Genomic DNA, 18,597 nt, shown 5'->3' with positions numbered 1-18,597 from the left:
CGTTACGAACAGCCCGTCGTGCTTCCGCACGTGTCGCACTTCAAACACGTGCCGTTCCTGACCAGCGTGAAGTTCGAGCATTCGGGGCAGGCATCGCCCACATAGCCGCGCAGCTTGGCCTCGGCCCGGCGGTCCGCCGTCGAGCGCTCGGCCTTCACTTCCGGGGCCGCCTCCACCGCCTGATCGAACAGGGCGGTGAGGGCGGGGGAGACGGCGGCCGCCACCTCCTCCTTCAGCGCGGTCGCGCCGACCGTCTGCGGCCCGCGCGAGGCCATGGTGACCACCGTGCCGGTGCGCCCGTCGCTCGACAGCGAGCCCGGCGTCGGCTGGCCGCTCTGGCCGGCGACTACCGTGAACTTGTCGGTCTTGCCGCGCACGAGGCCCTTGGACAGCACGCTCTTGGTGCCCTCGCTCGCGCCGGTGCCGAGCGCGTCGTAGCGGCTCTCGCCGGGATCGACATGGCCGAGATCGGCGCGGCCGAGATAGCTCACCGCCAGCTCGCGGAACACGTAGTCGAGGATCGACGTCGCGTACTTGATCGTGTCGTTGCCCTGCACCGGGCCCGCCGGCTCGAAGCGGGTGAAGGTGAAGGCATCGACATATTCGTCCAGCGGCACGCCGTACTGGAGGCCGAGCGAGATCGCGATGGCGAAGTTGTTGAGCAGCGAGCGGAGCGCCGCGCCCTCCTTGTGCATGTCGATGAAGATCTCGCCGATGCGGCCGTCGTCATATTCGCCGGTGCGCAGGTAGACCTTGTGGCCGCCGACGACGGCCTTCTGGGTGTAGCCCTTGCGGCGGTCCGGCATCTTCTCGCGCTCGCGGATCACCTGCACGCGCTCGACCACCTTCTCGACGATCTTCTCGGCGAGGGCCGCGGCGCGGGCGGCCTGCGGCTTCTCCAGGAACTCCTCGACCGCCTCGTCGTCCTCCTCGTCCTCGATCAGCTGGGCGTTGAGCGGCTGGGAGAGCTTGGAGCCGTCGCGGTAGAGGGCGTTGGCCTTCAGCGCCAGCTTCCACGACAGCATGTAGGCGGACTTGGCGTCCTCCACCGTCGCCTCGTTCGGCATGTTGATGGTCTTGGAGATGGCGCCCGAGATGAACGGCTGGGCGGCCGCCATCATGCGGATGTGGCTCTCGACCGAGAGGTAGCGCTTGCCCTTGCGGCCGCAGGGATTGGCGCAGTCGAACACGGCGTAGTGTTCGGTCTTCAGATGCGGGGCGCCCTCAAGGGTCATGGCGCCGCAGACGTGCTCGTTGGCCGCCTCGATGTCCTTCTTCGAGAAGCCGAGCCTGGGCAGCAGTTCGAAGCCGGGCGCGTTCAGCTCGTCCGCGGGGATGCCGAGGGTCTTGACGATGAAGTCCTCGCCCAGCGTCCACTTGTTGAAGACGAACTTGATGTCGAAGGCGGTCTTGAGCTGGCCTTCGACCTTGGCGATCGCCTCGTCGGTGAAGCCCTTGGCCTTCAGCGAGCCGGGATTGATGGCGGGCGCCTGCCTGAGCGAGCCGTGGCCGACCGCATAGGCCTCGACCTCGGCGATGTCGGCCTCGCGGTAGCCGAGCGTGCGCAGGGCCTCCGGCACCGCCTGGTTGATGATCTTGAAGTAGCCGCCGCCGGCCAGCTTCTTGAACTTCACCAGCGCGAAGTCGGGCTCGATGCCGGTCGTGTCGCAGTCCATGACGAGGCCGATCGTGCCGGTGGGCGCGATGACCGAGACCTGCGCGTTGCGGTAGCCATTCGTCTCGCCGAGAGCGAGCGCCTCGTCCCAGGCGCGGGTGGCGTGGGCGATCAGGCCCGGCACCGGGCAGTTCCTGTGGTCGAGCGCGACCGGGTTGACCGACAGCGTCTCGTAGCCGGCCACCTCGCCATGGGCGGCGCGGCGGTGGTTGCGGATGACGCGCAGCATGTGCTCGCGGTTCGGCTTGTAGCCCGGGAAGGGGCCGAGCTCGCCCGCCATCTCGGCGGACGTCTTGTAGGAGATGCCGGTCATCACGGCGGTCAGCGCGCCGGCCAGCGAGCGGCCCTCGTCCGAGTCGTAGGGGATGCCCATGGTCATCAAGAGGCCGCCGATATTGGCGTAGCCGAGGCCGAGGGTGCGGTACTCGTAGGAAAGCTCGGCGATCTGGCGCGAGGGGAACTGCGCCATCAGCACGGAGATTTCGAGCACCAGCGTCCAGAGCCGGCAGAGGTGCTCATAGCCCTCGATGTCGAAATGCTTGGCCTTGGCGTCGTAGAACTGCAGCAGGTTGGCCGAGGCGAGGTTACAGGCCGTGTCGTCCAGGAACATGTATTCCGAGCACGGGTTCGACGCGCGGATCGGGCCGGCGGCGGGACAGGTGTGCCAGTCGTTCATGGTCGTGTTGAAGTGCAGGCCCGGATCGGCGGAAGCCCAGGCGGCGTGGCCGATCTTCTCCCAGAGGTCGCGCGCCTTCAGCGTCTTCATCACCTTGCCGGAGATGCGGGCGGTCAGGTTCCAGTCACCGTCCTTCTCGACGGCCTGCAGGAAGTCGTCCTTCAGCGAGACCGAATTGTTGGAGTTCTGGCCGGCCACCGTCAGATAGGCGTCCGAATCCCAGTCGGTGTCGTAGGTCGGGAAGTCGATGTCCTTGTAGCCCTGGCGAGCGAACTGGATGACCCGCTTGATATAGTTGTCGGGCACCATGGCCTTGCGCGCGGCCTTCACCTCGCGCTTCAGCGCCGGGTTCTGGTTCGGGTCGAAACAGGCATCGCCGTCGCCCTCGCAGTTGACGCTGGCCTTCATGATCGCCTTGAGGTGCTTGGCGACGATCTTCGAGCCGGTGACGAGGGAGGCGACCTTCTGCTCCTCGATCACCTTCCAGTCGATATAGGCCTCGATATCCGGATGGTCGGCGTCGACCACCACCATCTTGGCGGCGCGGCGCGTGGTGCCGCCCGACTTGATGGCGCCCGCCGCGCGGTCGCCGATCTTCAGGAAGCTCATCAGGCCGGACGAGCGGCCGCCGCCGGCGAGCTTCTCACCCTCGCCGCGCAGGTAGGAGAAGTTCGAGCCGGTGCCCGAGCCGTATTTGAACAGGCGCGCCTCGCGCACCCACAGGTCCATGATGCCGCCCTCGTTGACGAGGTCGTCGGCAACCGACTGGATGAAGCAGGCATGCGGCTGCGGGTGCTCGTAGGCCGACTTGGACTTGGTGAGCTTGCCGGTCTCGAAATCAACGTAGTAGTGGCCCTGGCCGGGGCCGTCGATGCCATAGGCCCAGTGCAGGCCGGTGTTGAACCACTGCGGCGAGTTCGGCGCGACCATCTGGTTCGCCAGCATGAAGCGCAGCTCGTCGAAGAAGGCCTGCGCGTCGGCCTCCTGGTCGAAATAGCCGCCCTTCCAGCCCCAGTAGGTCCAGGTGCCGGCGAGCCGGTCGAAGACCTGCTGCGAGGTGGTCTCGCCGACCCAGCGCGCCTTCTCCGGCAGATCCTTCATGGCCTTGTCGTCGGGCGCCGAGCGCCACAGCCACGACGGCACCGAATTCTCCTCGACCTTCTTCATGCGCGCGGGCACGCCGGCCTTGCGGAAGTACTTCTGCGCGAGGATGTCGGCGGCCACCTGGCTCCAGGTCTCCGGCACCTCGATGCCCTCGAGACGGAAGACGATCGAGCCGTCCGGGTTGCGGATCTCCGACGTCGCCGTGCGGAACGCGATCCCCGCATAGGGCGACTGTCCGGCCTTGGTGTAACGCCTGTCGATGCGCATCGTCCGATCCTCGTCTTCGGCCGGGATTGTGCTCCCGCGCCCCTTGTGGGTCCAGCGATGTGGACCTGCCCCGGCCGGTGTTATCCGGCCCCCATTTGCCGCCTGGCCGGCTTGTCACCGCTCTCCACAGGAGCGGCCGCCGGCTCGTCGATGTTCTTGTTCTCCGCGCCCTGTACGCGGACCCCGGCCGTCGCTCCGCCGCCGAAGACCGGACGGCCGCGGGGGCGGCCACGATCTCGCGGTTGCGGAGACACTTTTCCAGCGCCGGCGCGCACTCGCGTCAGCAACCTTCAAGACCGTCTGGGGGAGGTTCCGCGGAGACTTGAGACGATCCGCCGAACCGGAGGCAACCGTATGCAACAGGCACTGATTGCGTCAAGATGTAGTAGGCGCGGGTAAACGAGACCCTAAATATGGTGTGGACGGCTCAAAAATGTAGGGGGGAGCGTTAACGGCCGAGCCAAGTGTCGGGAATCTCGGGGAGATTCGGCAAGCGGATTCTGGAGGGCTGGAACGGCCCGAACCGATTCCACGCGATGCAAGCGTGAAGTTCGCCCGTCATCCCCAGGGCCGCGTGTGGGGATGTGGCAGAATCGTGACAGCGACGGCGTCACGCCACGGCAATCCGTTCCGGCTCCGTTCATGCTGACGGAACGGCAGGTCGCTGCCGGCCCGACCGTGCCGGCGGTGGGCGGCAGGCTCGAATCGTCGCCGGCGCGATTCCAGCGCGCGATTCGTTAGCCGGGGCAAATCTGGTTGCGGTGGCCGGCAACGGAAAACGGCCGGGTCGCCCCGGCCGTTCGCCATGTTTCTGTCCGATGTGCTGTCCGGCGGGCGCTATTCGGCCGCCTTGCGGTTCCACCACCCGGCGCGCCGCGTGGCGGGCGCGGACGGTGCTTCCTCGACCGGCTCCGGGTCCGGCGTACGGCGACGCTTGGCGGGTTCTTCCGCTACCGGCGCCGCAACGGGAGCTGGCGCTGCGACGGGAGCTGGCGGCGCGACGGGAGCTGGCGGCGCGACAACGGCCGGCGCAGCCGACGCTTCGTCCAGCGGTTCGGCCGGCGGCGTGCGGCGGCGACGCGGCTCGGCGGGCGCCTCGGCCGTCGCGGTTGCCTCCGGCGCGGGGGCCGGTGTTTCTCCATCGCCGATCGGGATGGAGCGGCCACGCCGGCCGGCATGGCGCGGGGCGTCGGAGGGCTGTCCGGCCGTGTCCTCGCCGGCGGGTGCGGCCTCGACGGCCGCGTCCTCGGCGTCACCGGTCGGGGCGGTGAGTGCGTCCTCGGCGTCCTCGGCTCCGGCCTCGCCGTCCTCGCGCCGGTTCCGGCGGCCGCCACGGCGACCGCGCCTGCGGCGGCGGCGATCACCCTCGTCACCGTCCTCGCCCTGGGTCTCGACGGCGGCCTCGTCGCCCTCGGCCTCGTCATCCTCGCTCTCGTCGGCATCGCTGTCGGCGGCGGCTTCCTCGGAGGCCTGGCCGCCATCCTCGCCCGTCTCGCCGTCGCGGCCGCGCCGCCTGCGGCGACGCCGGCGACGCTTGCGGTCGCCGTTCTCGCCGTCGTCGCGGTCGCGGGAAGCCTTGCGCTCGTCGCCGGTCTCGGCGGCGGCTTCCTCGTCCAGCTCGTCCTCGGCCTCGTCCTCGACGATATCCTCGGGCTCGACCGGAACGGGCAGGGCGGCCGGCGGCCGGTAGGCCGTTTCGGCGGTGTGGACCTGCGCACCCTTCTCGATGGCGAACATGTGCTGGCCGGTCACGGCCTCGTCGGCATGGATGTCGACGCTAACGCGGAAGCGGCTCTCGAGTTCATGCAGATGCGCGCGCTTGTTGTTGAGCACATAGAGTGCGACCGCGGTGCGCGTGCGCACGATGATGTCGTGGGTCGCCGAGCGCAGCAGCTGTTCCTCGACCGAGCGCAGGAGATGCAGCGCCACGGAGGAGACCGAGCGGACATGGCCGAGCCCGCCGCAGGTCGGGCAGAGCTCGGTGGAGCTTTCCAGCACGCCGGTACGGATGCGCTGGCGGCTCATTTCCAGAAGGCCGAAATGCGAGATGCGGCCGACCTGGATGCGCGCCCGGTCGTTCTTCAGCGCATCCTTCATGCGCTTCTCGACCGCCCGGTTGTTGCGGTTCTCGTCCATGTCGATGAAATCGACGACGATCAGGCCGGCGAGATCGCGCAGGCGAAGCTGGCGGGCGACCTCGTCGGCCGCCTCCAGATTGGTCCTGAGCGCGGTGTCCTCGATATTGTGCTCGCGCGTCGAACGGCCCGAGTTCACGTCGATGGCGACCAGCGCTTCCGTCGGATTGATGACGATGTAGCCGCCCGACTTCAGCTGCACGGTGTTGGAGAACATCGCGTCGAGCTGCGCCTCGACGCCCGAGCGGGCGAAGAGCGGCTGCGGCTCGCGATAGGGCCGGACGTTCTTGGCATGGCTCGGCATGAGCATGCGCATGAAGTCCTTGGCCTCCTTGTAGCCCTCGTCGCCGGCGACGAGCACTTCCTCGATGTCCTTGTTGTAGAGATCGCGGATGGAGCGCTTGATCAGCGAGCCCTCCTCGTAGGTGAGGGTGGGGGCATGCGAGCGCAGCGTCGTCTCGCGCACGGTCTCCCACATGCGCAGGAGATATTCGAAGTCGCGCTTCACCTCGGTCTTGGTGCGGTTGGCGCCGGCCGTGCGCAGGATGACGCCCATGCCCTCCGGCACGTCGAGATCGCCAGCGATCTCCTTCATCTTCTTGCGGTCGGTGGCGTTGGTGATCTTGCGGGAGATGCCGCCGCCGCGCGCCGTGTTGGGCATCAGCACGGAATAGCGGCCGGCCAGCGACAGATAGGTGGTGAGCGCCGCACCCTTGTTGCCGCGCTCCTCCTTGACGACCTGCACCAGCATGACCTGCCGGCGCTTGATCACTTCCTGGATCTTGTACTGCTTGCGCGGCCGGAACGTGCTGCGGTCCGGCATATCCTCGTAGGCGTCGCCCGCGCCGACGGACTCGACCTGGTCCTCCTCGCGGGGCGCCTCGCCGGCCTCGTCCTCGTCGTCTTCGTCCTCGTCGTCGTCCTCGGCGGCGGCTTGCGTATCCTTCGCCTCGCCCTCGTCGGAGGTGCCGTCCGATGCCTCGACCGGAGCATCCTCGGTCACGGCAGCCTCGGACGCCGCGGCTTCGGCGGAGGACACGATTTCAGCCGTCTCGGTCACCGTTTCCGCATGTTCGACGACGGTGACGTCGCCTTCGGTCCGCTCGGTCTCGGCAACCTCGACGGTTTCCGCGCCGGCGTCCTCGATGAGGGCCTCGCCGGTCACGGCCTCGGAGGTCTTCGCCTCGGCGGCCTCGTTGCGCGGACGGCGCTCGCCCCGGCGGCGCCGGCGGCCATTGCCCTTGCGGTCGCCGCCGCGATCGTTGCGGCGGCTCCGGCCGCCTTCCTCGTCGTCATCCTCGCGATGCTGGCGCGCCTCGTCGGCGAGCAGCGCCTCGCGGTCGGCAACCGGGATCTGATAGTAGTCGGGATGGATTTCGGAGAAGGCGAGGAAGCCGTGGCGGTTGCCGCCATATTCGATGAAGGCGGCCTGCAACGAGGGTTCGACCCTCGTCACCTTCGCCAGATAGATATTGCCGCGCAGCTGCTTGCGAGACTGGCTCTCGAAATCGAATTCCTCGACGCGATTACCACGGACCACCACAACCCGGGTCTCTTCCGGGTGGGCGGCATCGATGAGCATTTTGTTGGCCATCGGATGAACTCTTGTGTGTTGAGACGGCCCATGGCGCCGGCCCGACAGGGCCCCGCTCGGGGGAAAAAGCCGGGGCGGCGCCGACACGGCGCCGGCGCACAGCCGTCAATGCGGTGGAAAGGGAGGGCGCGGCGCTGGCGGAATGGCAGACGGCGGGGCCACGGCCGAGGGCGGCGGAGCCGTCCCCTCGTCCCGAACCCGAAAGAACCGTCGATGCCGGCATGCCGCACACCCGTGAACTAAGCGCCGCGAACCTTGTGCGGCGACAGGGAAGGCATGGTCGTCGCAGCCGGCAGATGGCGGCTTCAACGGGGCGCTTGCCGGGAGGTGGAGCTGCGGGGCCGGCCATGCAAGAGCCGGCGGCATCGCGACTCGCCGCCCTTGGGCCCGCGAACCATACGGAAATCGTTGTAACGGCCCGATATGCCGATTGGCAAGCCGGATAAGGGAGGAGGGTGCGTCACCCTCCGTTCGCTCGGCCTTCCCTTGCACGCCACCGGCAAATGCGAGCGATCGGGGTCGCTCGGGCACGCCGATAGGCGGCTCAGGCGGCAGATCTGTGACCGTTGGGCGGGAAAGGCGCCAAGATCGAACAAAAGGCCGCCCGGGGGCGGCCATTCGCGTCATGTGTCGCAAACCGCCCTAGTAGCGGACGACGACCGCCGAGGGACCGGTGGTGAAGTGATAGCTCAAGCCGAGCCGGACGGTGTGGGTGTCGAGGCGGAAACGCGTGGTGCCTCCGGCGGAGCTGGGCGTTGCGTAGTCGCGCGTACCGTAGTTGGCATAGAGATATTCTCCGCGAACCGACACATTGCTGGTGACGGCATAGGCAAGGCCCGCGCCCACCGTCCAGCCGACGCGCGTGCCGCCGAACGCGGTTCCTGCGACGCATGGGGGAGCGATATTGTAGCCGCAACCCGTGGTGTTGATGAACGCCACGCCAGCCGTTGTGTAGATCAGCGCGCGGTCGGCGGCAAAGCCCGCCGCGGCGCGGATCGACCCATCCCAGTTTCCGCGCACCCGATAGAACGAGGCTGGGAAGCCGTCCAGGACGCCGTCGCGATTGCGGCCGCCGAGCCACGACAGGTCGCCTTCCAGACCGAGCACCAGATTGTTCGCGAACTGGTGCAGATAGCCGATGTGACCGCCCAGCTTCACGCCGCTGGGGCTGGGGCGCCCGTTGGTGCCGGCCAGCGCCGGCAGGGACAATGCCGTCGAACCGGTCCAGTAGCCAAGATCGGCGCCGGCATGGAAGCCGGTCCAGTTGAAGGTCGGGGCAACCACCGCGGTGGCGACCGGGCCGCGCGGCGCGCCGAGATCGGCGGCGCCTGCGCCGGAAACGAAAGCTGAAAGCAGGGAGCCTGCAAGAAGGAGCTTCTTCATACCGTCGACTACCATCCCTGCCTGTTGTCGCTGCTGCCGGATATGACACGAAGTGCGTCATAATCGGTCAAAGCGATGCCGCAGCCGGAAACATGACGCAAGGACATGCTGCAAGATCTGGCGAGGTGGCGTGGTGCCTGTGGCGTCCACGTCACATATAGGCAGGTGGTGGAGGCGCCGGGCGACCGCGCCGTCTGGCCGTGGCGCAATCCCCAACGCAAAGGCCACCCTCAACGACAAAGGCCGCCCGAAGGCGGCCCTGTCACACGCGCGGAACGACCCTCGGGTCAGCCAGCCAGGACCACGACCGGCGTGCCGATGCGGACGCGGTCGTGCAGGTCGATGATGTCGTGGTTGAACAGGCGGATGCAGCCCGACGAGACGGCCGTGCCGATCGACGAGGGCACGTTGGTGCCGTGCAGGCGATACATCGTGTCCCGACCGCCGCGATGCAGATAGAGCGCCCGCGCGCCGAGCGGATTGTTGATGCCGCCGGGCATGCCACCGGCATAGCGCGCGTTGCGGGGGTCGTAGCGGATCATATTGGCCGTCGGGGTCCAGTTCGGCCACGAACCCTTGCGGCCGATCGCGGCGCGGCCGTGCCAGAGCGCGCCCTGGCGGCCGACGCCGACGCCGTAGCGGATCGCCGTGCCGCGGCCGGTGATGAAATAGAGGTGCCGCTCGGAAGGGCGGACGACGACCGTGCCGGGAGCCTCGCTGCCGGAATAGGCCACCGTCTGGCGCAGCCAGCGCGGGTTGACGCCCGACGTATCCATGGCCGGCAGCGTGACCCGGCCCTCGGAGACCGTGCCGTAGGATCCCATGCCGCCGCCGGCGGTGGTGCAGGCGGTCAGAACGGCGGGGGCGGCGAGGACGAAGAAGCGTCGCGACAGCTTCAGGCCGTCCGCTGCGGGGGCCGTGGACCCGGACATATTCTCGGAATCACTCTGCATCTCGGCGCTGCCTGCTTTGAATCATGGTTAAGCTGCGGACTTTAGTGGTGACCGCTTCGCGGAAAAGCCGCAATCACGAAGCTGCGATGTCAGCCTTCCCCTGCGTCGATCGGGGGTTTCATGTGGCGAAATTCCCACAGTGCTGTGCCAGTTCGGGGCAGTTCGAGGCAATCGCCGTTCTGGGCGGGGTCGCTGACCTTTTACGGAAGGTCACAGGACCGCCGCAGTTCCTCCGCAGGAGAGGCGCGAACAACTGGCGCCCCGTCCCATGAGCGAACTTCCCATCACGCCGCATGGCGGCATCGGCCCCCTTCGGCTCAACGCGACGCGCGCCGAAATCCGGGCGGCCGCCGCCGGTCTGCGACTGCCCGCCTCCGGACAGCATGCCGAATCCGATTATTTCGCCGAGGAATCCGTGCAGGTCGAATATGACGCCGCAGGGAAGGCGCAGTTCATCGGCGTCTCGCCGCTGCCCGACGTCTATCGCGCGACCTTTTCGGGCGCCGATGTCTGCGACACGGAGGCCGGCGACCTGTTCGCCAGGATCGCCGAAGCCGAGGGCGGCGCGCACGTCTTCGAGGCGGACGGCTATCTCTTTCCGAAGCAGATCCTGCTGCTCTGGGCCGCCGACCGGGAGAACGACCGGCTGCGCTCCGGTCGCGCCGCCCGCCTGATCTGGGGACAGGTCGGGGTTGGCACCGAAGCCTATCGCGCAACCGTCGAACGCATACGCGCCCGCGACACCTGAGGGGTGCCATCGCCGCCGCTTTCAGGTAGGCAGGCGTCGTCATGACCATCGCAAAGCGCCTTATGCTCGCGGCGGGCCTTGCCGCCGCCGTCCTTCCCGCGGCCGTTTCGACCGCGCCCGCCGCCCCGAACGGCCGCCTCGACGCCATGCTGCGCCGGCTGGAGCCGGAAACCCGGTTCGAACAGGTCTGCGACATCGAACTGATGGCGCGCATCCGGGCCGATTCGAGTCCGTTCCGGCCGGATCGCGTCGTCGGCGGGGCGCTGGAGCCGCCCCATCACGAGGGCACCGTGCTGAGCGGGAAGGGCGCGGCCCTGCGCAGCGGCGGCCTGTGGTACCGGCTGTCCTTCGAGTGCCGCACCACGCCCGACCACATGCGCGTGCTGGAACTGACCTATCGGGTCGGCGAGGCCATTCCCGAGGAGGCCTGGGGCGACTACGGCCTCTGGCGTTAGGCGGGGGTGGCGCTCCGGTCACAGGCGGTGCGAATTGCGCGCGCCGACGCGGCCACATGGGTAACGATAGGTTAACCCGGCCGGCGCTATCGACTATCCCCTTCGACGAAGAGCCCGTTGTCCGGCGATTCGCCGGCCGGCGCGCCGAGAAGGGGAGCCATGGCCGGAACGCGCCGCACCGTCTGCCCGACCGTGGGCCTGCTGGCCGCCGCGCTCGCCGCCGTCATGCCGGCCGCCCATGGCCAGACGACCGGCGCGATCACCGCGACCGCCCGGGACCGGAGCGAAACGGGCGCGAATGGCACGCGCTCGTCGCTTCCCGCCGTCGTCTCGGCCGCGCGCCTGTCGGGCGATGCCGCCCGCACGGTGATGACCTTCGACCTGACGCGTGGCGTCGAGATGCGCGCCTTCGCGCTGGCCGACCCCTACCGGATCATCATCGATCTCGACGAGGTGAACTTCCACATCGGTCCCCAGCTCGGCGGCGATCGCCGTGGCCTGGTCAAGACCTTCCGCTACGGGCTCTTCGCTCCCGGCAAGTCGCGCATCGTCATCGACCTCGCCGGTCCCGCCCTGATCGAGCGCGCGCTGGTCGTGGAGGCTCATGACGGTGAGCCGCCGCGCCTGCGGCTCGATCTGGTCCGCACCGACGCCGAAGGCTTCCGTCGCGCCGTCGCCGACCGCTCGATGAGCAATCTCGCGCGCCGGGGCGATCGCGAGAGCCCCGGGGGAAGGCATGCCGGGGCCGAGGAGGCGGGTCCGCCGGTGGTGGTGATCGATCCCGGCCATGGCGGCGTCGATCCCGGAGCTTCCGCGCCGTCCACCGGCGACGAGGAGAAGATGATCGTCCTCGACTTCGCCAAGGTGCTGCGCGACAAGCTCGTCGCGACCGGGCGCTACCGCGTCGTCATGACCCGCGACCGCGATATCTTCATTCCGCTCGGCGAGCGGGTGAAGATCGCCCGCGACGCCCGCGCCCAGCTGTTCATCTCGGTCCATGCCGATTCGATCGGCGGCGCCAGCGAGAACGCCCGGGGCGTCACCGTCTATACCCTGTCGGACCGGGCGTCCGATGCCGATTCCGAGCGGCTCGCCGAGCGCGAGAACAAGGCCGACGCCATTGCCGGCCTCGACCTCTCGGAAGAACCCTCCGAGATCGCCGACATCCTGATCGACCTGACGCGCCGGGAGACCAGACTCTATTCGGCCAATTTCGCGCGCACGCTCGCGGGCGAGATGCGTCACGTCACCCGCATGCACCGCCTGCCGCTGCGGTCCGCCGGCTTCCAGGTGCTGCGCGCCCACGACATTCCCTCGGTGCTGGTCGAACTCGGCTTCGTCACCTCGCGGCAGGACCTCGAAATGCTCACCTCGGCCATCTGGCGGGACCGGACGGCCGATTCCGTCACAAAGGCGGTCGATCAGTTCTTCGCGCCGCGCATCGGCACTGTGCGCCCCGGAGCACAGCGCTAGAACAATCAATCCGCTCGCCTGCCCACGACACATCCGCGCCACAGTCACACGTCAAGCGTGCGGCGAAACGGCGCTCCCCGACGCTACGGCAGCCTTCACAACGCTGCGCGACATGGGCGAAACGGCGCGGTCGTGATATGGTTGACGACATTCATGAGGACAGGGCATCCCCGGCCCCGCTCCTGAGCCAGCGACGCCCCGGGGACCTAGAGGCGCTGCCCGAGAGGCGCGGAAAGACCGGATGAAGCTTGTTCTTCGATTCTTCGGCTGGGCATTCGGCCTTGGAACCGTGGCCTTCCTGCTCGCGGCCGCCGGCGCCGCCGTCTATGTCGTGGCGGTCACCAAGGAACTGCCGGACTACAACACGCTGCGCAATTACGAGCCGCCGATCATGAGCCGCGTCCATGCCTCGGACGGCCAGCTCATGGCGGAATATGCGCGCGAGCGCCGTCTCTACCTGCCGATCCAGGCCGTGCCGAAGCTGGTCGTGCAGGCGTTCCTGTCCGCCGAGGACAAGAATTTCTACCAGCACAACGGCATCGACTTCACCGGCATCGCCCGCGCCGCACTCACGAACTTCCAGAATCGCGGCTCCAACCGCCGCCCGCAGGGCGCGTCGACCATCACCCAGCAGGTGGCGAAGAACTTCCTCCTGTCCGGCGAGCAGACCGTCGACCGCAAGGTTCGCGAGGCGCTGATCGCCATGCGCATGGAATCGGCCTTCACCAAGGACCAGATTCTCGAACTCTACCTGAACGAGATTTATCTCGGCTTCGTCATTCCCGGTTACGGCGCCTATGGCGTCGCCGCCGCCGCGCTCGTCTATTTCGACAAGTCGGTCCACGAACTGACCATTCCCGAGGCGGCCTATCTCGCGGCCCTGCCGAAGAGCCCGACGCAGCTCCACCCGTTCCGCAACCGCGACCGTGCGCTCGAGCGCCGGAACTATGTCATCTCGCGCATGGTCGAGGACGGCCACATCACGGCCGAGCAGGGCGAGGCGGCCCGCCGCACGCCGCTGACCGTCAATCCGCGCTCGCCGCGCCAGCAGACCTTCGCCGCCGACTTCTTCGCCGAGGAAGTCCGCCGCGAGATGATCGACCGCTTCGGCGACAAGAAGCTGATGGAGGGTGGCCTCTCCATCCGCACCACGCTCGACCCCAAGCTGCAGGTCGCCGCGCGTCAGGCGCTGGCCGCCGGCCTGATGCGCTTCGACGAGCAGCGCGGCTGGCGCGGGCCCGTGACCCGCATCGAGGACATGCGTGGCGACTGGGGCACCAAGCTCTCCGATATCCGCTCGCTGAACGATGTCGGCTGGCGCGTCGCCGTCGTCATTGACGTTCAGGGCGAGACCGCGCGCATCGGCCTCCAGCCCGGTCGCGAGGCCTCCGGCCAGGTCTCCTCGGCCCGCCAGATCGGCCTGATCACGGCGGACGGCGTCCGCTGGACGCGCCGGCCGGTGAACCGGACGCTGAATGCCGGCGACGTCATCTATGTCGAGCCCATTTCCGGGCGCGAGGGCCAGTTCCGCCTGCGCCAGATCCCGGAAGTCTCCGGCGGCCTCGTCGCCATGGACCCCTATACCGGCCGCGTGCTGGCCATGGTCGGCGGCTTCTCCTTCGACCAGAGCCAGTTCAACCGCGCGACGCAGGCGCGCCGCCAGCCGGGCTCCTCGTTCAAGCCCTTCGTCTATGCCGCGGCGCTCGACAACGGCTACACGCCGTCGACCGTGGTCATGGACGCGCCCTTCGAGCTGAATGTCGGCAATGGCGAGGTCTGGCGGCCTGAAAACTATTCCGGCCAGTTCTACGGGCCGCAGACCCTGCGCTTCGGCATCGAACGCTCGCGCAACGTCATGACCGTGCGCCTCGCCAACGATGTCGGCATGCCGCTGATCGCCGAATATGCCAAGCGCTTCGGCGTCTATGACGACATGCCGTCCTTCCTGTCCTACTCGCTCGGCTCGGGCGAGACGACGGTGATGCGGATGACCGCGGCCTATTCGATGTTCGCCAATGGCGGCCGCCGCATCCGCCCGACTTTGATCGACCGCATCCAGGACCGCACCGGCGCGACCATCTTCCGCCACGACGATCGCCAGTGCCAGGGCTGCACTGCGCCGCGCTGGCAGAACCAGGACGAGCCGATCCTCGTCGACCGGCGCGAGCAGGTGCTCGACCCGATGACCGCCTACCAGATGACCTCGATGATGGAGGGCGTGGTGCTGCGCGGCACGGCGACGAGCCTGCGCGCCCTCAACAAGCCGATCGCCGGCAAGACCGGCACGACCAACGACGCCAAGGACGCCTGGTTCGTCGGCTTCTCGCCGGACCTCGCGGTGGGCGTCTATGTCGGCTACGACACGCCGCGCAGCCTTGGCGGCAGCGCCACCGGCGGCAGCCTCGCGGTGCCGATCTTCCAGGACTTCATGCGTGTCGCGCTCGCCGACCGGCCGGCCGTGCCGTTCCGCGTGCCGACCGGCATCAAGCTGATCCGCATCGACCCGCGCACCGGCCTGCGCGCCGGCGCCGGCTCCACCGGCGCCATCCTCGAGGCGTTCAAGCCGGGTACCGCCCCGCCGGACAGCTACCAGCTGATCAATCCGTTCGACTCGGCCGCCGCCGGCGGCAGCCGCGGCCCGTCGAGCGAGAGCAACCGCGCCATCGGCACGGGCACGGGCGGGCTGTACTGACCGGTCGGCCCATAGGCCACAAGCAAAACGGGCGGCCCTAGAGGCCGCCCTTTTGTCATGCCGAGAGCCTTGTCCTTGTTCAGGCCACGGCGGGGCGACGCCCGGCCAGCAGCGCGGCGCCCACACACAGGAGCGCGGCAAAGGATGCGATGGTCCGCACGCCGTTCCAGAAGCTCCAGCGCTCCAGATAGGCCGCCCATGCGGAGGGCGGGGCCGAAGCGAAGGCCTCGTTCATCGGTACATTGACGAGGAGCGTCAGCCCGAAGCCGCCGCCGGCATAGATCACGGAAGCCGCGACGAGCCAGATGGCGGAGCGGATGGCACCCGCGAGGAAGGCCGCCGCTGCCGCCAGCGGCAGAACCAGCAGGGGGCCGAAGAAGGCCGGCGCGAACATGGCGTTGCGCACGGTCGCGTTGATGCCCTGCATGGTCGCGGTCGCTGCCTCGGCGCCGGCGGCGTCGAGCCCGATCATGACCGAACACCAGTAGGCATAGAAGAAGCCGGCAATGGCCCCCGTGAGCAGAAGGGCGGCGAGCGAAAGCGAACGGGCGAGGGTGAGGATCACGGCGAGCTCCTTGGTCCGGGCAATGGTATCGCCCGGACGCTAGCCAGCCGCGAAGCCGCCCGCCGCTTAAATTTCGTCCATGAAATGAACGGCTTGTAATGTACCCCGCGAGGTCACAGGAAGCTGGCGATCTCGCCCAGCGGCTTCTTCTCCATCGCATGGGCCGGAATGGTTGCGTTCTCGGCGGGATAGCCGACGACCATCAGGATATAGGGCTTTTCCTCGTCCGGCCGGCCGCAGATCTCGTTGAGGAAACCCATCGGCGCGGGCGTATGGGTCAGCGTCACGAGCCCGGCCTGATGCAGCGCGGCGATCAGGAAACCGACCGCGATGTTCACGGATTCCGGCACGTAATAGTTCTTGCGCTTGACGCCGTCGGCGCTGACCGACCGGCGCGCGCCGAACACGGCGATGAGCCAGGGCGCGGTGTCGAGGAACGGCTTGTCGGCGTCGGTGCCGAGCGGCGCCAGCGCCGCCAGCCATTCCTCGCCCGCCTTGCCCGCGTAGAATTCCTTTTCCTCGATCTCGGCCGCCTCGCGGATGCGCCGCTTCACCGCCCGGTCGCCGATGACGCAGAAGTGCCAGGGCTGGTGGTTGGCGCCGTTCGGCGCGGTGCCGGCGGCCTTCAGGCAGGTCTCGATAATGTCGCGGGGCACCGGCCGGTCGGAGAAGTCGCGCACCGTGTGGCGGCGGCGGATCGCCTCGTAGAAGCTTGTCGCCCGGGCGCGCATCTCCTCGACGGGGATCTCGCGATAGTCGGGCAGGGGAACCGGCTGGAAGTCCTTGATCATGGTGTGTCCTTGGACGCTGCTTGGCGGCCCGTCGAAATAGTTGCGGGCGAAACGATCTCTCGTTCCGCCCGCTCGTTTCGTCAAGATGGATGCGCCTTATTCCGGCGCGGGATCGCGCAGCAGGTGGTACAGGATGATCGCGCCGAAGGTCGCGGTGCCGATGCCGTCCAGCGTGAAACCGGCGAGCGTCAGCTTGAAATTGCCCGCGCCGAGCACCAGCGCCACCGCGACGGTGATCAGGTTGCGCGGGTTGGAGAAGTCGACCTTGTTTTCCACCCAGATCCGTCCCGCCGTGGCCGCGATCAGGCCGAACACCACGATGGCGAGGCCGCCGAGCACCGGCACGGGGATGGTCAGGATCAGCGCGCCGAATTTCGGCGAGAAGCCGAGCAGGATGGCGATCAGTGCCGCCGCCACGAACATCAGCGTCGAGAAGATCTTGGTGACCGCCATGACGCCCATGTTCTCGGCATAGGTGGTGACGCCCGTGCCGCCGGCCGAGCCCGACAGCATGGTCGCGACGCCGTCGCCGACGAAGGCGCGGCCGATATAGGGGTCGAGGTTGCGGCCGGTCATGGCCGCGATGCCCTTGAGGTGGCCGAGATTCTCCGCGACGAGGATGATCGCCACCGGCGCGATCAGCACCATGGCCTTCGCGTCGAAGACCGGAGCGGTGAACTTCGGCATGCCGAACAGGGGGGCGGCCGCCACTTTCGAGAAATCGATCGGCGGTCCGAAGCCCATGCCGTTCGCCGCGATCAGGTAGATGACATAGCCGGCGATGGCGCCGAGCAGGATCGGCAGGCGTCGCCAGAGCCCCGGCGAATAGACCGCGAACAGGCCGACCGCGACGACCGTGATCAGCGCGATCCAGCGCGAGAAGGCCGAGCCGTCGGCATTGTTGGCGCCGGTGCCCGAGGCCATGGAGATGGCGATCGGGGCGAGGACGAGGCCGATGGCCGCGACGATGGCGCCGGTGACGACCGGCGGCATGACCTTCTCGACCCAGTCGTGGCCGACCGACATCACCACGATGCCGATCAGCGTGTAGAGCGCGCCGGCCGCGATAATGCCGCCGAGCGCGACGCCGATATTGGGAGCAGCTCCGGCCGCCGCGCCCGCCCCGATGGCTGCGAGCACCGGGCCGATGAAGGCGAAGGACGAGCCGAGATAGCTCGGCACCCGGCCGCCGGTGATGACGAAGAAGATCAGCGTCGCGATGCCGGAGAACAGGATCGCGACATTCGGGTCGAAGCCCATCAGGATCGGCGCCAGCACCGTCGCGCCGAACATGGCGACCACGTGCTGCAGGCCCATGACCACCGTCTGCCCGAGCGGCAGGCGCTCGTCGGGCATCACGACGCCGGACGTCTTCTCAGTCCATTTCGGGAAATAACCGTCGGCCATGATGTGCTCCCCAGCCCCATCCGTTGCGGCGCGGCCCGACTCGCGGGGGTCGAGAGCCGGCGGCAGCGCCGGAGCGGGATGCTATGCCGACGAAAGGGCCGGCGAACAGCGCCGTCCGGCTCCATCCACCGGAATATCCGGTGTTACGGCCGTCCGTCGGCGATCAGCGCCACGGCCGCCAGCGCCGTCGCCGCGAACCCGGCCCACATGCGCACGGCGTTCCAGCGGTTCCAGGGATCGACGAAGGCCCGCCAATCCGCGGCAGGGTCGGTCGAGGCATCCTTCAGCCGTTCCAGCGCGTAGTTGAGCGGCACGTTGAGGGCGATGGTCACGCCGAATGTCCCGGCGGCATAGACGGCGAAGGCGGCGGCGAGCCATCCTGCGCTGGCACTGGCGCCTGACGACCAGGCGGCGAGAGCCGCGAGCGGCAGCAGGACCAGCGTTCCCATGAAGGTCGCGAAGAACAGCGGGTTGATGATGGCGACGTTGATCGTCCGCATCGCCCTGATCGCGGCTTCCGGCCGGAGCCGGTCGAGCGCGATCATCACCGAGCACCAGTAGGCGTAGAACAGGCCCGCCACCGCGCACGTCGACAGGAGGCCGAGAACGGCGAGAACGCGGCTGAGGCTGGTCATGGGCTGCTCCCTTCGCGAGACACTATCACCGCGCGAGCGGCCGA

12 protein-coding genes are annotated in these 18,597 nt (G+C 68.3%); 4 read left to right on the top strand and 8 right to left on the bottom strand.

The features are described 5' to 3' along the window. Positions 1-2 precede the first annotated feature (2 nt). The 4 genes from JNK84_RS05245 to JNK84_RS05230 all read right to left on the bottom strand — a co-directional run bounded on the left by JNK84_RS05245 (position 3) and on the right by JNK84_RS05230 (position 9,733). Entirely contained in the window at positions 3-3,722 is a 3,720-nt protein-coding gene (locus JNK84_RS05245) for a vitamin B12-dependent ribonucleotide reductase (RefSeq protein ID WP_293421280.1), read from the bottom strand. A gap of 837 nt (positions 3,723-4,559) precedes the next feature. Next, a complete protein-coding gene (locus JNK84_RS05240) occupies positions 4,560-7,451 on the bottom strand; it encodes an Rne/Rng family ribonuclease (RefSeq protein WP_293421278.1) in 2,892 nt (963 codons plus the stop codon). A gap of 642 nt (positions 7,452-8,093) precedes the next feature. After that, positions 8,094-8,834, bottom strand: coding sequence for an outer membrane protein (locus tag JNK84_RS05235; protein WP_293421276.1), 741 nt, complete (start codon positions 8,832-8,834; stop codon positions 8,094-8,096). A gap of 287 nt (positions 8,835-9,121) precedes the next feature. Next, complete coding sequence (locus JNK84_RS05230; RefSeq protein ID WP_441343218.1) at positions 9,122-9,733, bottom strand: L,D-transpeptidase; 612 nt, start codon at positions 9,731-9,733, stop codon at positions 9,122-9,124. 322 nt (positions 9,734-10,055) lie between these two features. Here JNK84_RS05230 and JNK84_RS05225 point away from each other — a divergent pair, with 322 nt between their 5' ends. From JNK84_RS05225 to JNK84_RS05210, 4 genes are all read left to right on the top strand, one after another. Beyond that, positions 10,056-10,535 (top strand): hypothetical protein, encoded by a 480-nt coding sequence (locus tag JNK84_RS05225; protein ID WP_293421272.1) that lies wholly within the window; start codon positions 10,056-10,058, stop codon positions 10,533-10,535. 41 nt (positions 10,536-10,576) lie between these two features. After that, entirely contained in the window at positions 10,577-10,990 is a 414-nt protein-coding gene (locus JNK84_RS05220; RefSeq protein ID WP_293421270.1) for a DUF930 domain-containing protein, read from the top strand. Positions 10,991-11,149: 159 nt separating this feature from the next. Beyond that, positions 11,150-12,463 carry an N-acetylmuramoyl-L-alanine amidase gene (locus tag JNK84_RS05215; RefSeq protein ID WP_293421268.1) on the top strand — a complete coding sequence of 438 codons (1,314 nt, stop codon included), beginning with the start codon at positions 11,150-11,152 and terminating at the stop codon, positions 12,461-12,463. Between the two features lie 241 nt (positions 12,464-12,704). Then, the gene (locus tag JNK84_RS05210; protein WP_293421266.1) at positions 12,705-15,155 is read left to right on the top strand and encodes a penicillin-binding protein 1A; all 2,451 of its coding nucleotides are present in this window, start codon (positions 12,705-12,707) and stop codon (positions 15,153-15,155) included. 79 nt (positions 15,156-15,234) lie between these two features. Here the strand turns inward: JNK84_RS05210 and JNK84_RS05205 are convergent, their stop codons facing one another. From JNK84_RS05205 to JNK84_RS05190, 4 genes are all read right to left on the bottom strand, one after another. Next, positions 15,235-15,720, bottom strand: a complete 486-nt coding sequence (locus tag JNK84_RS05205; RefSeq protein WP_293421264.1) for an anthrone oxygenase family protein — start codon at positions 15,718-15,720, stop codon at positions 15,235-15,237. Positions 15,721-15,833: 113 nt separating this feature from the next. Continuing rightward, positions 15,834-16,511: a nitroreductase family protein gene (locus tag JNK84_RS05200; RefSeq protein ID WP_293421262.1), complete on the bottom strand. Its 678-nt coding sequence runs from the start codon at positions 16,509-16,511 to the stop codon at positions 15,834-15,836. A 96-nt stretch (positions 16,512-16,607) separates the two neighbouring features. Then, positions 16,608-17,918 carry a solute carrier family 23 protein gene (locus tag JNK84_RS05195; protein WP_293421260.1) on the bottom strand — a complete coding sequence of 437 codons (1,311 nt, stop codon included), beginning with the start codon at positions 17,916-17,918 and terminating at the stop codon, positions 16,608-16,610. A gap of 143 nt (positions 17,919-18,061) precedes the next feature. After that, entirely contained in the window at positions 18,062-18,553 is a 492-nt protein-coding gene (locus JNK84_RS05190; RefSeq protein ID WP_293421258.1) for an anthrone oxygenase family protein, read from the bottom strand. Positions 18,554-18,597: the final 44 nt, after the last annotated feature.

The organism is Phreatobacter sp. (assembly GCF_016793595.1).
Lineage (GTDB): Bacteria > Pseudomonadota > Alphaproteobacteria > Rhizobiales > Phreatobacteraceae > Phreatobacter.
Note: the sequence above shows the minus strand (reverse complement) of the source record. Positions and strands in the feature narration are given on the sequence as shown.